Origin of the sequence: uncultured Roseibium sp. (assembly GCF_947496995.1) — a bacterium.
Taxonomy (GTDB): domain Bacteria; phylum Pseudomonadota; class Alphaproteobacteria; order Rhizobiales; family Stappiaceae; genus Roseibium.
On the sequence record NZ_CANMFD010000011.1, the window covers coordinates 1 to 16,502 of the forward strand.

The 16,502-nt window shown below is 59.3% G+C and carries 12 protein-coding genes, 1 tRNA gene and 1 pseudogene; all 14 read left to right on the plus strand.

Annotation, left to right across the window (positions count from 1 at the left end):
- Window positions 1–165 precede the first annotated feature (165 nt).
- A tRNA-Trp gene (locus Q1B40_RS24545) sits at window positions 166–241 on the plus strand.
- Between the two features lie 103 nt (window positions 242–344).
- Window positions 345–542 (plus strand): preprotein translocase subunit SecE, encoded by a 198-nt coding sequence (gene secE, locus Q1B40_RS24550; RefSeq protein ID WP_068419992.1) that lies wholly within the window; start codon window positions 345–347, stop codon window positions 540–542.
- A 54-nt stretch (window positions 543–596) separates the two neighbouring features.
- Window positions 597–1,127: a transcription termination/antitermination protein NusG gene (nusG, locus tag Q1B40_RS24555; protein WP_299821199.1), complete on the plus strand. Its 531-nt coding sequence runs from the start codon at window positions 597–599 to the stop codon at window positions 1,125–1,127.
- Between the two features lie 220 nt (window positions 1,128–1,347).
- Complete coding sequence (rplK, locus tag Q1B40_RS24560; protein WP_299821202.1) at window positions 1,348–1,776, plus strand: 50S ribosomal protein L11; 429 nt, start codon at window positions 1,348–1,350, stop codon at window positions 1,774–1,776.
- A gap of 4 nt (window positions 1,777–1,780) precedes the next feature.
- A complete protein-coding gene (gene rplA / locus Q1B40_RS24565; RefSeq protein WP_299821204.1) occupies window positions 1,781–2,479 on the plus strand; it encodes a 50S ribosomal protein L1 in 699 nt (232 codons plus the stop codon).
- 324 nt (window positions 2,480–2,803) lie between these two features.
- Window positions 2,804–3,322 carry a 50S ribosomal protein L10 gene (gene rplJ / locus Q1B40_RS24570; protein WP_299821207.1) on the plus strand — a complete coding sequence of 173 codons (519 nt, stop codon included), beginning with the start codon at window positions 2,804–2,806 and terminating at the stop codon, window positions 3,320–3,322.
- Window positions 3,323–3,381: 59 nt separating this feature from the next.
- A complete protein-coding gene (gene rplL, locus Q1B40_RS24575) occupies window positions 3,382–3,759 on the plus strand; it encodes a 50S ribosomal protein L7/L12 (RefSeq protein ID WP_299821210.1) in 378 nt (125 codons plus the stop codon).
- A gap of 289 nt (window positions 3,760–4,048) precedes the next feature.
- Complete coding sequence (gene rpoB / locus Q1B40_RS24580) at window positions 4,049–8,188, plus strand: DNA-directed RNA polymerase subunit beta (protein ID WP_299821214.1); 4,140 nt, start codon at window positions 4,049–4,051, stop codon at window positions 8,186–8,188.
- Between the two features lie 92 nt (window positions 8,189–8,280).
- The gene (rpoC, locus tag Q1B40_RS24585) at window positions 8,281–12,480 is read left to right on the plus strand and encodes a DNA-directed RNA polymerase subunit beta' (RefSeq protein ID WP_299821217.1); all 4,200 of its coding nucleotides are present in this window, start codon (window positions 8,281–8,283) and stop codon (window positions 12,478–12,480) included.
- Window positions 12,481–12,563: 83 nt separating this feature from the next.
- A complete protein-coding gene (locus Q1B40_RS24590; RefSeq protein ID WP_299821220.1) occupies window positions 12,564–12,857 on the plus strand; it encodes a regulator in 294 nt (97 codons plus the stop codon).
- A 568-nt stretch (window positions 12,858–13,425) separates the two neighbouring features.
- Window positions 13,426–13,797 (plus strand): 30S ribosomal protein S12, encoded by a 372-nt coding sequence (gene rpsL, locus Q1B40_RS24595; protein ID WP_006936459.1) that lies wholly within the window; start codon window positions 13,426–13,428, stop codon window positions 13,795–13,797.
- A 12-nt stretch (window positions 13,798–13,809) separates the two neighbouring features.
- Window positions 13,810–14,280, plus strand: a complete 471-nt coding sequence (gene rpsG / locus Q1B40_RS24600; RefSeq protein ID WP_068419973.1) for a 30S ribosomal protein S7 — start codon at window positions 13,810–13,812, stop codon at window positions 14,278–14,280.
- A gap of 25 nt (window positions 14,281–14,305) precedes the next feature.
- Window positions 14,306–16,381, plus strand: coding sequence for an elongation factor G (gene fusA, locus Q1B40_RS24605; protein ID WP_299821224.1), 2,076 nt, complete (start codon window positions 14,306–14,308; stop codon window positions 16,379–16,381).
- Between the two features lie 47 nt (window positions 16,382–16,428).
- Window positions 16,429–16,502, plus strand: a pseudogene (locus Q1B40_RS24610) (elongation factor Tu); the annotation flags it as partial.

Sequence of the window (16,502 nt, forward strand, 5' to 3'; positions counted from 1 at the left end):
ATCCGCGAAGGTGGCCGTACCGTCGGCGCCGGCGTCGTTGCATCCATCATCGCTTAAGATGAAACCGACTGCCGGGCTTGTGCCCGGCAGTCTGCCCTCTTACATGTTGCGGTACGCGGCATCAGGGGGTATCAGGAGCGGGATCGCCGCAGGCGGTTCTTTTGTAGGGGTATAGCTCAGCTGGTAGAGCGACGGTCTCCAAAACCGTAGGTCGCGGGTTCGAACCCTGCTGCCCCTGCCAATTTGCTCTTGATTAATCGCCCTCGAGGGCTTAAGAGTTTCCTCGAGTGAGGCGCGCGAAGTAATTTCGCGCGCCCACTCGTATTTAACAGACCGGAACCGGAATGGCGAAGACCAATCCCTTCAAATTCATCCAGGAAGTGCGCTCTGAAACGTCCAAGGTAACTTGGCCGACGCGCCGCGAGACCGCCGTGACCACCGTCATGGTGTTCATCATGGTGATGATCGCCTCGATCTTTTTTCTCGTGGCGGATCAGCTGATGAGCCTCGGAATCGGCTATGTGCTGGGTGTCGGCGGCTAGTTGAAGCCTGCCGCCCGGTCTGAAGACAAAGAACAAGAAACGGAACTGAGATCTATGGCCAAGCGCTGGTACATTGTGCACGCCTATTCCAATTTTGAGAAGAAGGTCGCCGAGTCCATTCGCGAAAAGGCCGAGCAGAAAGGCCTGTCCGATCTTTTCGAGGAAATTCTCGTTCCGATGGAAAAGGTTGTCGAAGTGCGCCGCGGCCGCAAGGTGGACGCAGAGCGCAAGTTCTTCCCGGGCTATGTCCTGGTGAAGATGGACATGACCAACGAAGCGTTTCACCTGATCAAGGACACGCCGAAAGTCACCGGTTTCCTGGGCTCCGACCAGAAGCCGATGCCGATCCCGGAAAAGGAAGCCCTGCGCATCCTGAACCAGGTTCAGGAAGGCGTGGATCGTCCGAAGCCGTCCGTCACCTTCGAAGTGGGCGAGCAGGTGCGTGTGTCCGATGGACCGTTCGCATCCTTCTCCGGCTTGGTCGAGGAAGTCGACGACGAGCGTGCGCGCCTCAAGGTGGCCGTGTCGATCTTCGGCCGTGCAACCCCGGTGGAACTGGAATTCGGTCAGGTCGACAAGCTCTGACTGTTTGCCGTCTTCCTGTCGGACCGCCTTCATGTGACGTCATGTGGAAGCGGACTGTTCGAAAGGCGGCTTGAGTGCCCGTCCGGACTGCCTCAAGGGCAACCGACGGGATGAAACGGGTGGAAGGTCCTGATGCTCTTCGCCGGGCATCGGCAAGGGCCGCACCACCAGCTCCCATGCAGGCGGATTGCCGTCCGGCTGCGAATGACTGGAGACAGATATGGCGAAGAAAATTGATGGCTTCCTGAAGCTTCAGGTGCCTGCAGGATCCGCGACCCCGTCGCCGCCCATCGGGCCGGCGCTCGGTCAGCGTGGTCTCAACATCATGGAATTCTGCAAGGCGTTCAACGCGCAGACCCAGGATGTCGAGAAGGGCGCTCCGTGCCCGACCGTGATTACTTACTACTCCGACAAGTCCTTCACTTTCGAAGTGAAGACGGCTCCGGTCAGCTTCTTCCTGAAGAAGGCTTCCAAGCTGCAGAAGGGCTCCCAGACCCCGGGCCGCGGCACGGTCGGTTCCGTGACCAAGGCTCAGGTGAAGGAAATCGCCGAAGCCAAGATGAAGGACCTGAACGCCAACAACATCGAAGCTGCGATGCTGATGGTCGAAGGTTCCGCCCGGTCCATGGGCATTGAGGTATCGGAGTAAGATCATGGCGAAAATTGGAAAACGTACCAAGGCCGCTCGTGAAGGCCTCGACCGTAACAAGGAATATTCGCTGAATGAGGCCATCGGTCTCGTGAAGGAACGCTCCAAGACGAAGTTCGACGAAACCGTCGAAATCGCGATCAACCTCGGTGTCGATCCGCGCCATGCAGACCAGATGGTCCGCGGCGTGTGCGTGCTGCCGAACGGTACGGGCAAAAGTGTCCGCGTCGCCGTGTTCGCCCGTGGCGACAAGGCTGACGAAGCCAAAGCTGCAGGCGCCGACATCGTCGGTGCGGAAGAGCTGGTTCAGGAAGTCCAGGGCGGCAAGATCGATTTCGATCGCTGCATCGCGACTCCGGACATGATGCCGCTGGTCGGCCGTCTCGGTAAGGTGCTCGGCCCGCGCGGTCTTATGCCGAACCCGAAAATCGGCACCGTGACCCCGGACGTCACGTCCGCTGTGAACGATGCCAAGGGCGGCGCAGTGCAGTTCCGCGTCGAAAAGGCCGGTATCGTACATGCAGGCGTCGGCAAGGTGTCGTTCTCCGAAGAGGCGATCACCGAGAACGTCAAGGCTCTGATCGACGCCGTCCAGAAGGCAAAGCCTTCCGGCTCGAAAGGTTCCTACCTGAAGCGCATCGCCGTTTCCTCGACGATGGGCCCGGGCCTGAAAGTGGATCTGGCCAGCATTGCTGGCGAATAATCCGGTTTTCCCGGATTGAAACCAAGATTTCGGCCGCAAGGCCGGAAAGATCCGGCGGTTCGCCGCCGGGTCACCCTGTCCGAGACTGCAGGTGCCGGGAAACCGGCTTAAGCCATCAAGGCCTGCATAGATGGGTGAGAACCGAATTCTCCGCGCAGGCGGAAAACCTCGGTTCGAACCAGACCTTGCCGCGCGCCGCACTGGCGTGAAGGTGAGGGGACAGGACCCTGAGCGTCGTCCAGCGGGACGGTTCCGGGTTCGGGACCATCCGCCAGGCGGCAAAGGTAAACCGGCGGCGGTGACGCCGCCAAATGGAGAAGGCAAGTGGAAAGAGCGGAAAAGCACGAGTTCGTGACGTCTCTCAACACCGAGCTGGGTAAAACCAGTGTTGTTGTCGTTGCGCACTATGCAGGTCTTTCGGTTGCTCAGATGACCGCATTGCGGGCGTCTGTGCGTGAAGCCGGCGGCACTGTAAAAGTCGCGAAAAACCGCCTTATCAAACTCGCCCTTCAAGGCACCGACCTTGAGCACATCTCCGACCTGTTTCAGGGCCCGACCGTACTCGTCTACTCCGACGATCCGGTAGCCGCTCCGAAAGCAGCCGTCGACTTCGCCAAGGCAAACGAAAAGTTTGCGATTCTTGGCGGTGCTCTTGGCACAACCAACCTGAACCCGGATGGGGTCAAGTCTCTGGCAACCATGCCGTCGCTCGATGAGCTGCGCGCGAAACTGGTTGGCATGGTTCAGACCCCGGCATCCCGGATTGCCCAGGTTGTCAACGCACCGGCCGGGCAGCTTGCCCGCGTCTTCGGCGCGTATGCCGCGAAGGATGAGGCCGCGTAAGGCGTCCAAACACACTGTCTGACGTAACCGATATTGGTTCGAACTAAAGGTACTGAAAAATGGCTGATCTTGAAAAGCTCGTAGACGACCTGTCCGCATTGACCGTCATGGAAGCGGCTGAACTGTCCAAGCTTCTGGAAGAAAAGTGGGGCGTTTCCGCCGCTGCTCCGGTTGCTGTCGCTGCTGCTGCCGGTGGTGGCGATGCAGGTGCCGCTGCTGAAGAGAAAACCGAATTTGACGTTGTTCTGACCGCCGCCGGCGACAAGAAAATCAACGTCATCAAGGAAGTCCGTGCAATCACCGGTCTTGGCCTGAAAGAAGCTAAGGAGCTCGTCGAAGGCGCTCCGAAGCCGGTCAAGGAAGGCGTTGGCAAAGACGAAGCTGAAGAGCTGAAGAAGAAGCTCGAAGAAGCAGGCGCTTCTGTAGAGCTGAAGTAACAAAGGCTTTTTGCCTTTCAGACGGTCCCGGGTTTCCCGGGACCGTTTATTGCCCCGGCGGGTCCTTCCCGTTTCCGGGGCAAAAGTCCCACTAGGGCATCCTGCGTTCGAGAGGACGCAGAACAAGATGCTCTGGACCCCTTAGACCGATCAACCGGTCCGACTTGAGGTGATGGCACTTCAAGGCAGGTTGATCCAGGGGGACGGTTTTCCGAAGCGCCCGGGCGCTGGCCCGATTGGATAAGGGGCGTTTCGGGAAGCCGTTACCCGGCCGATACGAGGAGCGACAATGACCCAAACGTTCAACGGTCGCAAAAAGGTCCGTAAATACTACGGATCGATCCGCGATGTCGCGGCAATGCCCAATCTCATCGAGGTTCAAAAAGCATCCTACGACCAGTTTCTGCAGGTCGACGAGATGCCGGGTGGCGGCCGCAAAGTGGAAGGCCTTGAAGCTGTCTTCCAGTCCGTGTTTCCGATTTCCGATTTTGCGGGCACTTCCCTTCTGGAATTTGTTTCCTTCGAATTCGAAGCTCCCAAATACGATGTCGATGAGTGCCGTCAGCGCGACATGACCTTCGCCGCGCCGCTGAAGGTCACCCTGCGCCTCATCGTGTTCGACGTCGACGAAGATACCGGCGCCAAGTCCGTCAAAGACATCAAGGAACAGGATGTCTACATGGGCGACATGCCGTTCATGACCGACAACGGCACCTTCATCGTCAACGGTACCGAGCGTGTGATCGTCTCCCAGATGCACCGTTCTCCGGGCGTGTTCTTCGATCATGACAAGGGCAAGACCCATTCGTCCGGCAAGCTGCTGTTCGCAGCCCGCGTGATCCCCTATCGCGGCTCCTGGCTCGACATCGAGTTCGACGCCAAGGACATCGTACATGCGCGCATCGACCGTCGCCGCAAGATTCCGGTCACATCGCTGCTGATGGCTCTGGGCCTCGACGGCGAAGAGATCCTCAACACCTTCTATGAGCGCGTCGACTATACCCGTCAGAAAGACGGTTCCTGGCGCATGCCGTTCGACGGCAGCCGGCTGAAGGGCACCAAGGCCTCTTACGACCTGATCGACGCCGACAGCGGCGAAGTCGTCGTAGAAGGCGGCCGCAAGATTACCGCGCGCACCATCAAGCAGCTTGACGAAAAGGGCGTCACCGCCCTGAAGGTTACCGACGAGGACTTGCACGGGCAGTATCTCGCCGAGGACATCGTCGATGCGACGAGCGGTGAGATCTACGCCGAAGCCGGAGCGGAAATCACCGGCAAGCTGCTGGAAGAACTGGTCGAGCGCGGGTATGGCGAACTGTCGATACTCGATATCGACCATGTGAACACCGGCGCCTATATCCGCAACACGCTTGCGGTCGACAAGAACGAATCCCGCGAAGACGCGCTGTTCGACATCTACCGCGTGATGCGCCCGGGCGAGCCGCCCACCATCGACACCGCCGAAGCGATGTTCCAGTCGCTGTTCTTCGACGGCGAACGCTACGACCTGTCTGCGGTCGGCCGCGTGAAGATGAACATGCGTCTCGACGTGGAGTGCGAGGACACCGTTCGCACGCTGCGCAAGGAAGATATTCTGGAAGTCATCCGGGTTCTTCTGGACCTGCGCGACGGCAGGGGCGAGATCGACGACATCGACAACCTCGGCAACCGCCGTGTGCGGTCCGTCGGCGAGCTGATGGAAAATCAGTATCGCGTCGGACTTCTGCGCATGGAGCGTGCGATCAAGGAGCGGATGAGCTCTGTTGAGATCGACACGGTGATGCCGCAGGACCTGATCAATGCCAAGCCGGCGGCTGCCGCCGTGCGTGAATTCTTCGGCTCCTCGCAGCTGTCGCAGTTCATGGATCAGACCAACCCGCTGTCGGAAGTCACTCACAAGCGCCGTCTTTCGGCTCTCGGGCCGGGCGGCTTGACCCGTGAACGTGCGGGCTTCGAAGTCCGTGACGTTCACCCGACGCATTACGGCCGTATCTGTCCGATCGAGACCCCGGAAGGTCCGAACATCGGCCTGATCAACTCGCTTGCGACCTTTGCCCGTGTGAACAAGTACGGCTTTATCGAAAGCCCGTACCGCAAGGTGAAAGACTCCGCCGTAACCAACGAAGTCGTCTATCTGTCCGCCATGGAGGAAGCCAAGCACTATGTGGCTCAGTCCAATGCGGTCTATGATGACGACGGCAAGTTCACGGAAGAGCTGATCACCTGCCGTCACGCCGGTGAAAACATGATGGTTCCGTCTGAAAAGGTGGACCTGATGGACGTGTCGCCGAAACAGCTTGTTTCGGTCGCAGCCGCGCTCATTCCGTTCCTGGAAAACGATGACGCGAACCGCGCTCTGATGGGCTCGAACATGCAGCGTCAGGCCGTGCCTCTGGTGCGCGCTGAAGCGCCGTTCGTCGGCACCGGCATGGAGCCGATCGTGGCACGCGATTCCGGCGCCGCCATCGGTGCCCGCCGCGCAGGCGTGGTCGACCAGGTGGATGCCACCCGTATCGTTATCCGCGCGACGGAAGACCTCGATCCGGGCAAGTCCGGCGTCGACATCTACCGTCTGCAGAAGTTCCAGCGGTCCAACCAGAACACCTGCATCAACCAGCGTCCGCTGGTGCGTGTGGGCGACAAGATCAACAAGGGCGATATCATCGCGGACGGTCCGTCGACCGACCTCGGCGATCTGGCGCTCGGCAAGAACGTGCTTGTCGCGTTCATGCCCTGGAACGGCTACAACTTCGAGGATTCCATCCTCCTGTCCGAACGGATCGTTTCCGACGACGTGTTCACGTCCATCCACCTTGAAGAATTCGAGGTGATGGCTCGTGATACCAAGCTTGGACCTGAGGAAATCACCCGCGACATTCCGAACGTTTCGGAAGAAGCGCTGAAGAACCTCGACGAAGCCGGCATCGTCTATATCGGCGCCGAACTTCATCCGGGCGACATCCTCGTCGGCAAGATCACACCGAAGGGCGAAAGCCCGATGACGCCGGAAGAAAAGCTTCTGCGTGCCATCTTCGGTGAAAAGGCCTCCGATGTCCGCGACACGTCCCTGCGTCTGCCGCCGGGCGTTTCCGGTACGGTCGTCGAAGTGCGCGTCTTCAACCGCCACGGCGTTGAAAAAGACGAGCGTGCGATGGCCATCGAGCGCGAGGAAATCGAGCGTCTGGCGAAGGACCGCGACGATGAACAGGCGATCCTTGACCGCAACGTCTATGGCCGTCTGGCCGAGATGCTGATGGGCAAGTCCGCCATTGCCGGCCCCAAGGGCTTCAAGAAGGATACCGAACTGACCGGGGACGTTCTCAACGACTTCCCGCGCTCGCAGTGGTGGCAGTTTGCCAGCGACGACGAGAAGTTCATGTCCGAGATCGAAGCTCTGCGCGGTCAGTATGACGACAGCCGCAAGCGCCTCGAGCAGCGCTTCATCGACAAGGTCGAGAAGCTGCAGCGCGGAGACGAACTGCCGCCGGGCGTCATGAAGATGGTCAAGGTCTTCGTTGCCGTGAAGCGCAAGCTTCAGCCGGGCGACAAGATGGCCGGCCGTCACGGCAACAAGGGCGTGGTGTCCAAGATCAACCCGTGTGAAGACATGCCGTTCCTTGCGGACGGTACCCATGTCGACATCGTGTTGAACCCGCTCGGCGTGCCGTCGCGCATGAACGTCGGTCAGATCCTGGAGACCCATCTGGGCTGGGCCTGCCGCGGCATGGGCAACCGGATCGGTGAACTCTACGAAGAGTACAGGAAGTCCGGCGAGATCAACGAGCTGCGTGGCAAGATCGTCGAGATCTACGGCGACAACCTCAAGGGCGATCCCGTTCAGGAATATGATGACGAGAGCATCGTGCGCCTGGCGGACCAGCTGAAGAAGGGCGTTTCAATTGCAACGCCGGTCTTCGATGGTGCCCGCGAACCGGACGTGGTCGATGCGCTCAACATCGCCGGCTACGATCAGAGCGGACAGTCCGTCCTCTATGATGGCCGGACCGGTGAGGAATTCGACCGCAAGGTGACCGTGGGCTACATCTACATGCTGAAGCTCCACCACCTGGTCGATGACAAGATCCATGCCCGTTCGATCGGCCCGTACTCGCTTGTTACCCAGCAGCCGCTGGGTGGTAAGGCGCAGTTCGGCGGACAGCGCTTCGGGGAAATGGAAGTCTGGGCTCTTGAAGCTTACGGTGCAGCCTACACGCTGCAGGAAATGCTCACGGTCAAGTCGGATGACGTTGCCGGCCGTACGAAGGTCTATGAGGCCATCGTTCGCGGCGACGACACATTCGAGGCGGGCATTCCGGAAAGCTTCAACGTGCTCGTGAAGGAAATGCGGTCGCTGGGTCTCAACGTTGAACTTCAACGTAATGACAAGCCCATGATTGCCGGGGAAGAAACTGCAGACGCTGCAGAGTAACCCCGGCAACGGACCCCGAATGACTTGGTATGCCGGTGACGGGGAGGGGCAACAACGCCCGCTTCCCGCCCGTGCATCGAAGGAGATGGACCATGAATCATGAGGTCATGAACCTGTTCAATCAACAGGCTCCCGCACAGACCTTCGACAATATCCGGATTTCGCTCGCGAGCCCGGAGAAGATTTTGTCATGGTCTTTCGGCGAAATCAAAAAGCCGGAGACCATCAACTACCGTACGTTCAAGCCCGAGCGCGACGGCCTGTTCTGCGCACGCATCTTCGGTCCGATCAAGGACTACGAGTGCCTGTGCGGCAAATACAAGCGCATGAAGTACAAGGGCGTCATCTGCGAAAAGTGTGGCGTCGAAGTCACCCTGTCGCGGGTTCGCCGCGAGCGCATGGGCCATATCGAGCTGGCCGCACCGGTCGCTCACATCTGGTTCCTGAAGTCGCTGCCGAGCCGCATCGGCCTGCTGCTCGATATGACGCTGAAGGATCTGGAGCGGGTTCTCTACTTCGAGAACTACGTGGTTCTCGAGCCGGGCCTGACGCCGCTCAAGCAGCACCAGCTGCTGTCGGAAGAAGACTTCGCCAATGCTCAGGAAGAGTATGGCGAGGATGCCTTCACGGCCATGATCGGTGCCGAAGCGATCCGTGAGATCCTGATGAGCATGGATCTGGAGCGCGAGAGCGAGAAGCTGCGCCAGGAAATCGCCGAGGCGACCACCGAGCTGAAGCCGAAGAAACTGGCCAAGCGCCTGAAGGTCATCGAAGCCTTCATGGAATCGGGCAACCGTCCGGAATGGATGATCATGACCGTTGTTCCGGTCATCCCGCCGGACCTTCGTCCGCTGGTACCGCTTGACGGCGGCCGGTTCGCGACCTCGGATCTGAACGATCTGTACCGCCGCGTGATCAACCGGAACAACCGTCTGCGCCGGCTGATGGAACTGCGTGCTCCGGATATCATTATCCGGAACGAAAAGCGCATGCTGCAGGAGTCCGTTGACGCCCTGTTCGACAACGGCCGCCGTGGCCGTGTCATCACCGGTGCCAACAAGCGTCCGTTGAAGTCGCTGTCCGACATGCTGAAAGGCAAGCAGGGCCGCTTCCGTCAGAACCTGCTCGGCAAGCGCGTCGACTATTCCGGCCGTTCGGTGATCACCGTGGGTCCGGAACTGAAGCTGCATCAGTGCGGACTGCCGAAGAAGATGGCGCTCGAGCTGTTCAAGCCGTTCATCTATTCGCGTCTTGACGCCAAGGGCTTCTCCTCGACGGTCAAGCAGGCCAAGAAGCTGGTGGAAAAGGAACGCCCCGAAGTCTGGGATATCCTGGACGAGGTGATCCGCGAACACCCGGTTCTGCTGAACCGCGCGCCGACCCTGCACCGTCTGGGCATTCAGGCGTTCGAACCGACGCTGATCGAAGGCAAGGCTATCCAGCTGCACCCGCTCGTCTGCTCGGCGTTCAACGCCGACTTCGACGGCGACCAGATGGCCGTTCACGTACCGCTTTCGCTGGAAGCCCAGCTGGAAGCGCGGACGCTGATGATGTCCACCAACAACATTCTGCACCCGGCAAACGGTGGCCCGATCATCGTGCCGTCGCAGGATATTGTTCTCGGTCTCTACTACCTCTCCATCATGGCAGAGGGCGAGCCGGGTGACGGCATGGCCTTCGGCGACATCGGCGAGATCCACCACGCGCTGGCCAACAAGGTCATCACGCTGCACACCAAGATCAGGGGCCGGTACAAGAACATCGATGCGGAAGGCAATCCGACTTCCGAAATCATCGAGACCACACCGGGCCGCATGCTGATCGCGGAACTTCTGCCCAAGCATCACGAAGTGCCCTTCGACGTCTGCAACAAGCTGATGACGAAGAAGGACATCTCGAAGATGATCGACACGGTCTACCGTGCCTGCGGTCAGAAAGAGACGGTCATCTTCTGTGACCGGATCATGCAGCTCGGCTTCAGGAACGCCTGTAAGGCAGGCATTTCCTTCGGCATGGACGACATGGTCATTCCGGACACCAAGACACAGCTGGTAGCCGAAACGACCGCGCTCGCCACCGAATACGAGCAGCAGTACAATGACGGTCTGATCACCCAGGGTGAGAAGTACAACAAGGTGGTTGATGCCTGGGCGAAATGCACAGACAAGATCGCCGACGAGATGATGGCCCGCATCAAGGCGGTCCAGATCGATGAAGAGACCGGACGCCAGAAGCCGATGAACTCGGTCTACATGATGTCCCACTCCGGTGCCCGTGGTTCGCCCCAGCAGATGAAGCAGCTGGCCGGCATGCGTGGCCTTATGGCCAAGCCGGACGGTTCCATCATCGAGAACCCGATCATCTCGAACTTCAAGGAAGGCCTGTCGGTTCTGGAGTACTTCAACTCCACCCACGGTGCCCGTAAGGGTCTGGCCGACACCGCCCTGAAGACCGCGAACTCCGGTTACCTGACCCGCCGTCTGGTGGATGTCGCGCAGGATTCGATCATCCTGGAGCCGGATTGCGGTTCCGAGCGTGGCATCACCGTTGCGCCGATCGTCGATGCCGGTAACGTCATCGCCACACTCGGCATGCGCGTTCTCGGCCGTACGACCGCCGAAGACGTGTTCAACAACCTGACCGGCGAGCTGCTTGTTCCAAAGGGCAAGCTGATCGACGAAAAGGATGTTGACGCCGTTGAGGCCGCCAAGGTTCAGCAGATCAAGATCCGTTCGGTTCTGACCTGTGAAACCGAGACCGGCGTGTGCGGGACCTGCTACGGCCGTGACCTTGCCCGCGGTACTCCGGTCAACCTTGGTGAAGCTGTCGGCGTTATCGCCGCGCAGTCCATCGGTGAGCCGGGCACCCAGCTGACGATGCGGACGTTCCACATCGGCGGTACGGCGCAGGTTGTCGACAGCTCGTTCATCGAGTCCAACGTCGACGGCACTATCAAGATCCGCAACCGTTCGGTTCAGCGCGATTCCGAGGGCAACCTGATTGCCATGGTCCGTAACATGTCCATCGTTGTCATCGACAGCGACGGCAATGAACGCGCCGTGCATCGTGTTGCCTACGGTTCCAGGCTGCATGTGGACGAGGGCGATGCGGTCAAGCGCGGTCAGCGGATTGCCGAATGGGATCCGTACACCCGGCCGATGCTTGCTGAAGTCGACGGTACCGTGGACTTCGAGGATCTGGTTGACGGTTCGTCCGTTCAGGAAACGGCCGACGAGGCGACAGGCATCACCAAGCGTGTTGTCATCGACTGGCGGTCTTCCCAGCGCGGTGCGGATCTGAAGCCGGCCATCGTCGTCAAGAACGAAAAAGGCGAGATCTCGAAAAACCAGCGTGGCTCAGATGCCCGTCTGATGCTTTCCGTGGATGCGATCCTGTCCGTCCAGCCTGGCGCGACCGTCAAGGCTGGTGACGTTCTGGCCCGTATCCCGCTGGAAAGTGCCAAGACCAAGGACATCACCGGTGGTCTGCCGCGTGTTGCGGAATTGTTCGAAGCCCGTCGTCCGAAGGATCACGCGATCATTGCCGAAATCGACGGCACGATCCGCTTCGGTCGCGACTACAAGAACAAGCGCCGGGTCATCATCGATCCGTCCGAGGAAGGGGCAGAGCCCGTCGAATACCTCATCCCGAAAGGCAAGCACTTCCATCTTCAGGAAGGCGATGCCATTGAAAAGGGTGAGTACATTCTCGACGGGAACCCGGCTCCGCACGACATTCTGGCCGTGAAAGGCGTGGAGGCGCTTGCCGCTTACCTCGTCAACGAGATCCAGGAAGTCTACCGGTTGCAGGGTGTGACCATCAACGACAAGCACATCGAGGTGATTGTCCGTCAGATGCTGCAGAAGATCGAGATTACCGATCCGGGCGATACGGAGTTCTTCTCCGGCGAACAGGTCGACAAGCTCGATTTCGAAGATGCCAACCGCCGGGCCATCGACAAGGCTCGCGATCCGGCGAAGGGCTCTCCGGTTCTCCTTGGGATCACCAAGGCGTCCCTGCAGACGCGGTCCTTCTTCTCCGCCGCCTCCTTCCAGGAGACGACCCGCGTTCTTACCGACGCGGCTGTCAACGGCAAGACCGACCCGCTTGTCGGCCTGAAGGAGAACGTCATCGTGGGCCGTCTGATCCCGGCCGGTACCGGTGGGGTGATGAAGCGGATCCGCAAGATTGCAGCGCATCGCGACGACCTGATCCAGGAAGCGCAGCGTCAGCAGTCCTCGGAAAGCGCCGCGGAAGGTCTTCTGGAAGACATGACGGGCGCAGCCGAATAACCGGCGACGCGCCAACCGACCCGATAAAAAAGGCCGCCTCCGGGCGGCCTTTCTTGTATAAAGCGTAAAAAGAGATCTGAGACATGAATGACAATGACGTGGAAATGGAGCCGGTGGTCTACATCGTGATCGGCAGGGTCTGGGAGAAGGAGGAAGCTTCTCCGGACGACGCCATCACGATCCATGCGCTGCTGACCGCTGCCGATGAAGACGACGCCGTGCGCAAGACGCTGGAGTCGCTGTCCACCCAGGGCTTCGCCGAAGCCGAACTCGACCAGATCGGGGTGATGGACGGCGAACCGGACGACGATGTCCATGAAGGCGCATACCAGGATGCGCTTGCCGGCAACGTCGCGATCGTGACCTTCTCGGCTTGATCGCATCATCGCGGCGATTCCGGTGCGACGGGCGAGTCGCCGTGCACTTCGCTAACCGCATGGCTGCCTTGCTGCGCAGGGGCGGGCGATTCCTGTCCGGGAGGCGTCTTGCGAAGCTCGCGGAATCCGGTAGCGAAAGAATATTACAAAACATCCGTCACAATGTTTCGATAAATTGGCCTAAGGGTCGGAAATCATGTCGAAAACAGGGCGCTCTGGTTCCCTTTGCGGGAAATGCGGTTTTTTCGATAAATCACTTGACGCAATGGGTGCATATGAGTAGTTTCCGCGCATCCCAAGGGCAGGCGGTAAGAGTGAACCGTCCAGCGCGATCTTAAGCGCAGGACCCAATCCTTTTAAACGCTGCCGGGTTACATAGGCGAATACGCGTCGATTGCATGACCGCGAGGCAACTCGTGGTCCTCTGGTTTTTCGCAGCGCCGGCCGCTCTCAGGAGCGTGCGGGCGCGATTCTGCATGTCTTGAAGGGTTCTCCTTTCAGGGCGTTGGGTCAGCGAGGGACTGCAGTTGCATACGAATTTTTGGATGGACAAGGTAAAGGGCAAAGAATGCCGACCATCAACCAGCTGATCCGCAAGCCGCGGAAAGACCCGCCCAAGCGGAACAAGGTGCCGGCCATGGAGGCCTGCCCCCAGAAGCGTGGTGTTTGCACCCGCGTCTACACGACGACTCCGAAGAAGCCGAACTCGGCTCTGCGTAAGGTGGCCAAGATCCGCCTGACCAACGGGTTCGAGGTCATCGGATACATCCCGGGTGAAGGTCACAACCTTCAGGAACACTCGGTGGTGATGATCCGCGGCGGCCGCGTGAAGGATTTGCCCGGTGTTCGCTACCACATCATCCGTGGTGTGCTCGATACACAGGGTGTCAAGGATCGTAAGCAGCGTCGTTCGAAATACGGCGCGAAGCGGCCGAAGTAAGGAGCACACAAGATGTCCCGTCGTCACCGCGCTGAAAAACGCGAAATCAACCCGGATCCGAAGTTCGGGGATGTTGTCGTCACCAAGTTCATGAATTCGATCATGTACGACGGCAAGAAATCCGCCGCCGAGCGCATCGTCTACGGTGCCTTCGACGTCGTCGAGAACAAGGCGCGCGAGAACCCGATCGAGGTGTTCCATGCGGCTCTTGAGAACGTCATGCCGCAAGTGGAAGTCCGCTCCCGCCGTGTTGGTGGTGCAACCTACCAGGTGCCGGTTGAAGTTCGTACCGAGCGCCGTCAGGCCCTGGCAATCCGCTGGCTGATCACAGCCGCGCGCAACCGTAACGAAACCACGATGGTTGATCGCCTGTCCGGCGAGCTGCTCGATGCGGCCAACAACCGTGGTACCGCAGTCAAGAAGCGCGAAGACACGCACCGGATGGCCGATGCCAACCGCGCGTTCTCGCACTATCGCTGGTAATTTGTGACTTCGAAGGGCTGACGCTATGGCGCGCACGCATAAAATCGAGGACTACCGCAACTTCGGCATCATGGCTCACATCGATGCGGGCAAGACGACCACGACCGAGCGGATCCTCTACTACACTGGCAAGAGCCACAAGATCGGCGAAGTCCATGACGGCGCGGCCACCATGGACTGGATGGAGCAGGAGCAGGAGCGTGGCATCACGATCACCTCTGCTGCGACCACCGCTTTCTGGAAAGAAAAGCGTCTGAACATCATCGACACCCCGGGTCACGTTGACTTCACCATTGAAGTTGAACGGTCCCTGCGTGTGCTCGACGGTGCCGTCGCTCTTCTGGATGCGAACGCTGGTGTCGAACCGCAGACCGAGACTGTCTGGCGCCAGGCCGACAAGTATCACGTTCCGCGGATGATCTTCGTCAACAAGATGGACAAGCTGGGCGCCGATTTCGATCGTTGCGTCAAGATGATCAAGGAACGCCTAGGCGCGACTCCGCTGGTCATGCAGATCCCGGTTGGCGCGGAAAACGACTTTGCCGGTCTCGTCGATCTTCTGGAAATGAAGGCGCTGATCTGGCAGTCCGAAAATCTCGGCGCTGCATGGGATGTTGTCGATATTCCGGCCGATCTGGTTGACCGTGCTCAGGAAGCACGCGAAGCCCTGATCGAAACCGTAGTCGAGATCGACGAAGCTGCCACGGAAGCTTACCTGGAAGGCGAAGAGCCCACCAACGAAACGATCAAGAAGTTGATCCGCAAAGGCACGATCAACAACGAGTTCGTTCCGATCTTCTGCGGTTCCGCTTTCAAGAACAAGGGCGTTCAGCCGCTTCTCGACGCCGTCGTCGATTATCTGCCGAGCCCGATCGAAGTTCCGGCGATCAAGGGTATTGACCCGTCGAACGAAGCTGAAATCGAGCGCAAGGCGTCCGACGAAGAGCCTCTCGGTCTTCTGGCATTCAAGATCGCCAACGATCCGTTCGTCGGCTCTCTGACGTTCTGCCGCATCTATTCCGGTGTTCTGAACAAGGGCGTGTCCCTGCTCAACACCGTGAAGGACAAGCGTGAGCGCGTCGGCCGGATGATGCAAATGCACTCCAACTCCCGGGAAGACATCGATATTGCCTATGCAGGCGACATCGTTGCGATTGCGGGTCTGAAGGACACGACGACAGGCGACACGCTTTGTGATCCGCTGAAGCCGGTGATCCTGGAGCGCATGGAATTCCCCGAGCCGGTCATTGAGATCGCCGTCGAGCCGAAGACCAAGAGCGACCAGGAAAAGATGGGCCTCGCCCTGAACCGTCTGGCTGCCGAGGATCCGTCCTTCCGCGTGAAGACTGATGAAGAATCCGGTCAGACCATCATCGCCGGTATGGGCGAGTTGCACCTGGACATCATCGTCGACCGCATGAAGCGCGAGTTCAAGGTCGAAGCGAATATCGGTGCGCCGCAGGTGGCCTACCGCGAAACCATCACCAAGGTTGCTGAAGTGGATTACACCCACAAGAAGCAGTCCGGTGGTTCCGGCCAGTTCGCCCGCATCAAGCTCACCATTGAGCCGGCGGAAGCAAACGAAGGCTTTGTCTTCGAAAGCAAGATTGTCGGCGGTAACGTTCCGAAGGAATATATTCCGGGCGTTTCCAAGGGTATCGAAAGCGTCATGTCCTCCGGACCGATTGCCGGGTTCCCGATGCTCGATATCAAGGCGACGCTGACCGACGGTGCATATCACGACGTTGACTCGTCCGTTCTTGCCTTTGAGATCGCCGGCCGTGCCGGTTTCCGCGAAGGCATTCAGAAGGCCGGCCCGAAACTTCTCGAGCCGATCATGAAGGTCGAGGTTGTCACCCCTGAAGACTACATGGGTGACGTGATTGGCGACTTGAACTCCCGCCGTGGTCAGATTGCCGGCACCGAAAATCGCGGTGTTGTCACGGTCATCACTGCCATGGTTCCGCTGGCCAACATGTTTGGTTACGTGAACAACCTGCGTTCCATGTCCCAGGGCCGCGCGCAGTATTCGATGGTGTTCGATCACTACGAGCAGGTGCCGCAGGCTGTCGCCGAAGAGGTTCAGGCGAAGTACGCCTGACCTTAACCTCTTGTAGTCATTAAGAAATAGAGAAACGGAGTAATCCGATGGCGAAAGAAAAATTTGAGCGCACGAAGCCGCACGTTAACATTGGCACGATTGGCCACGTTGACCACGGCAA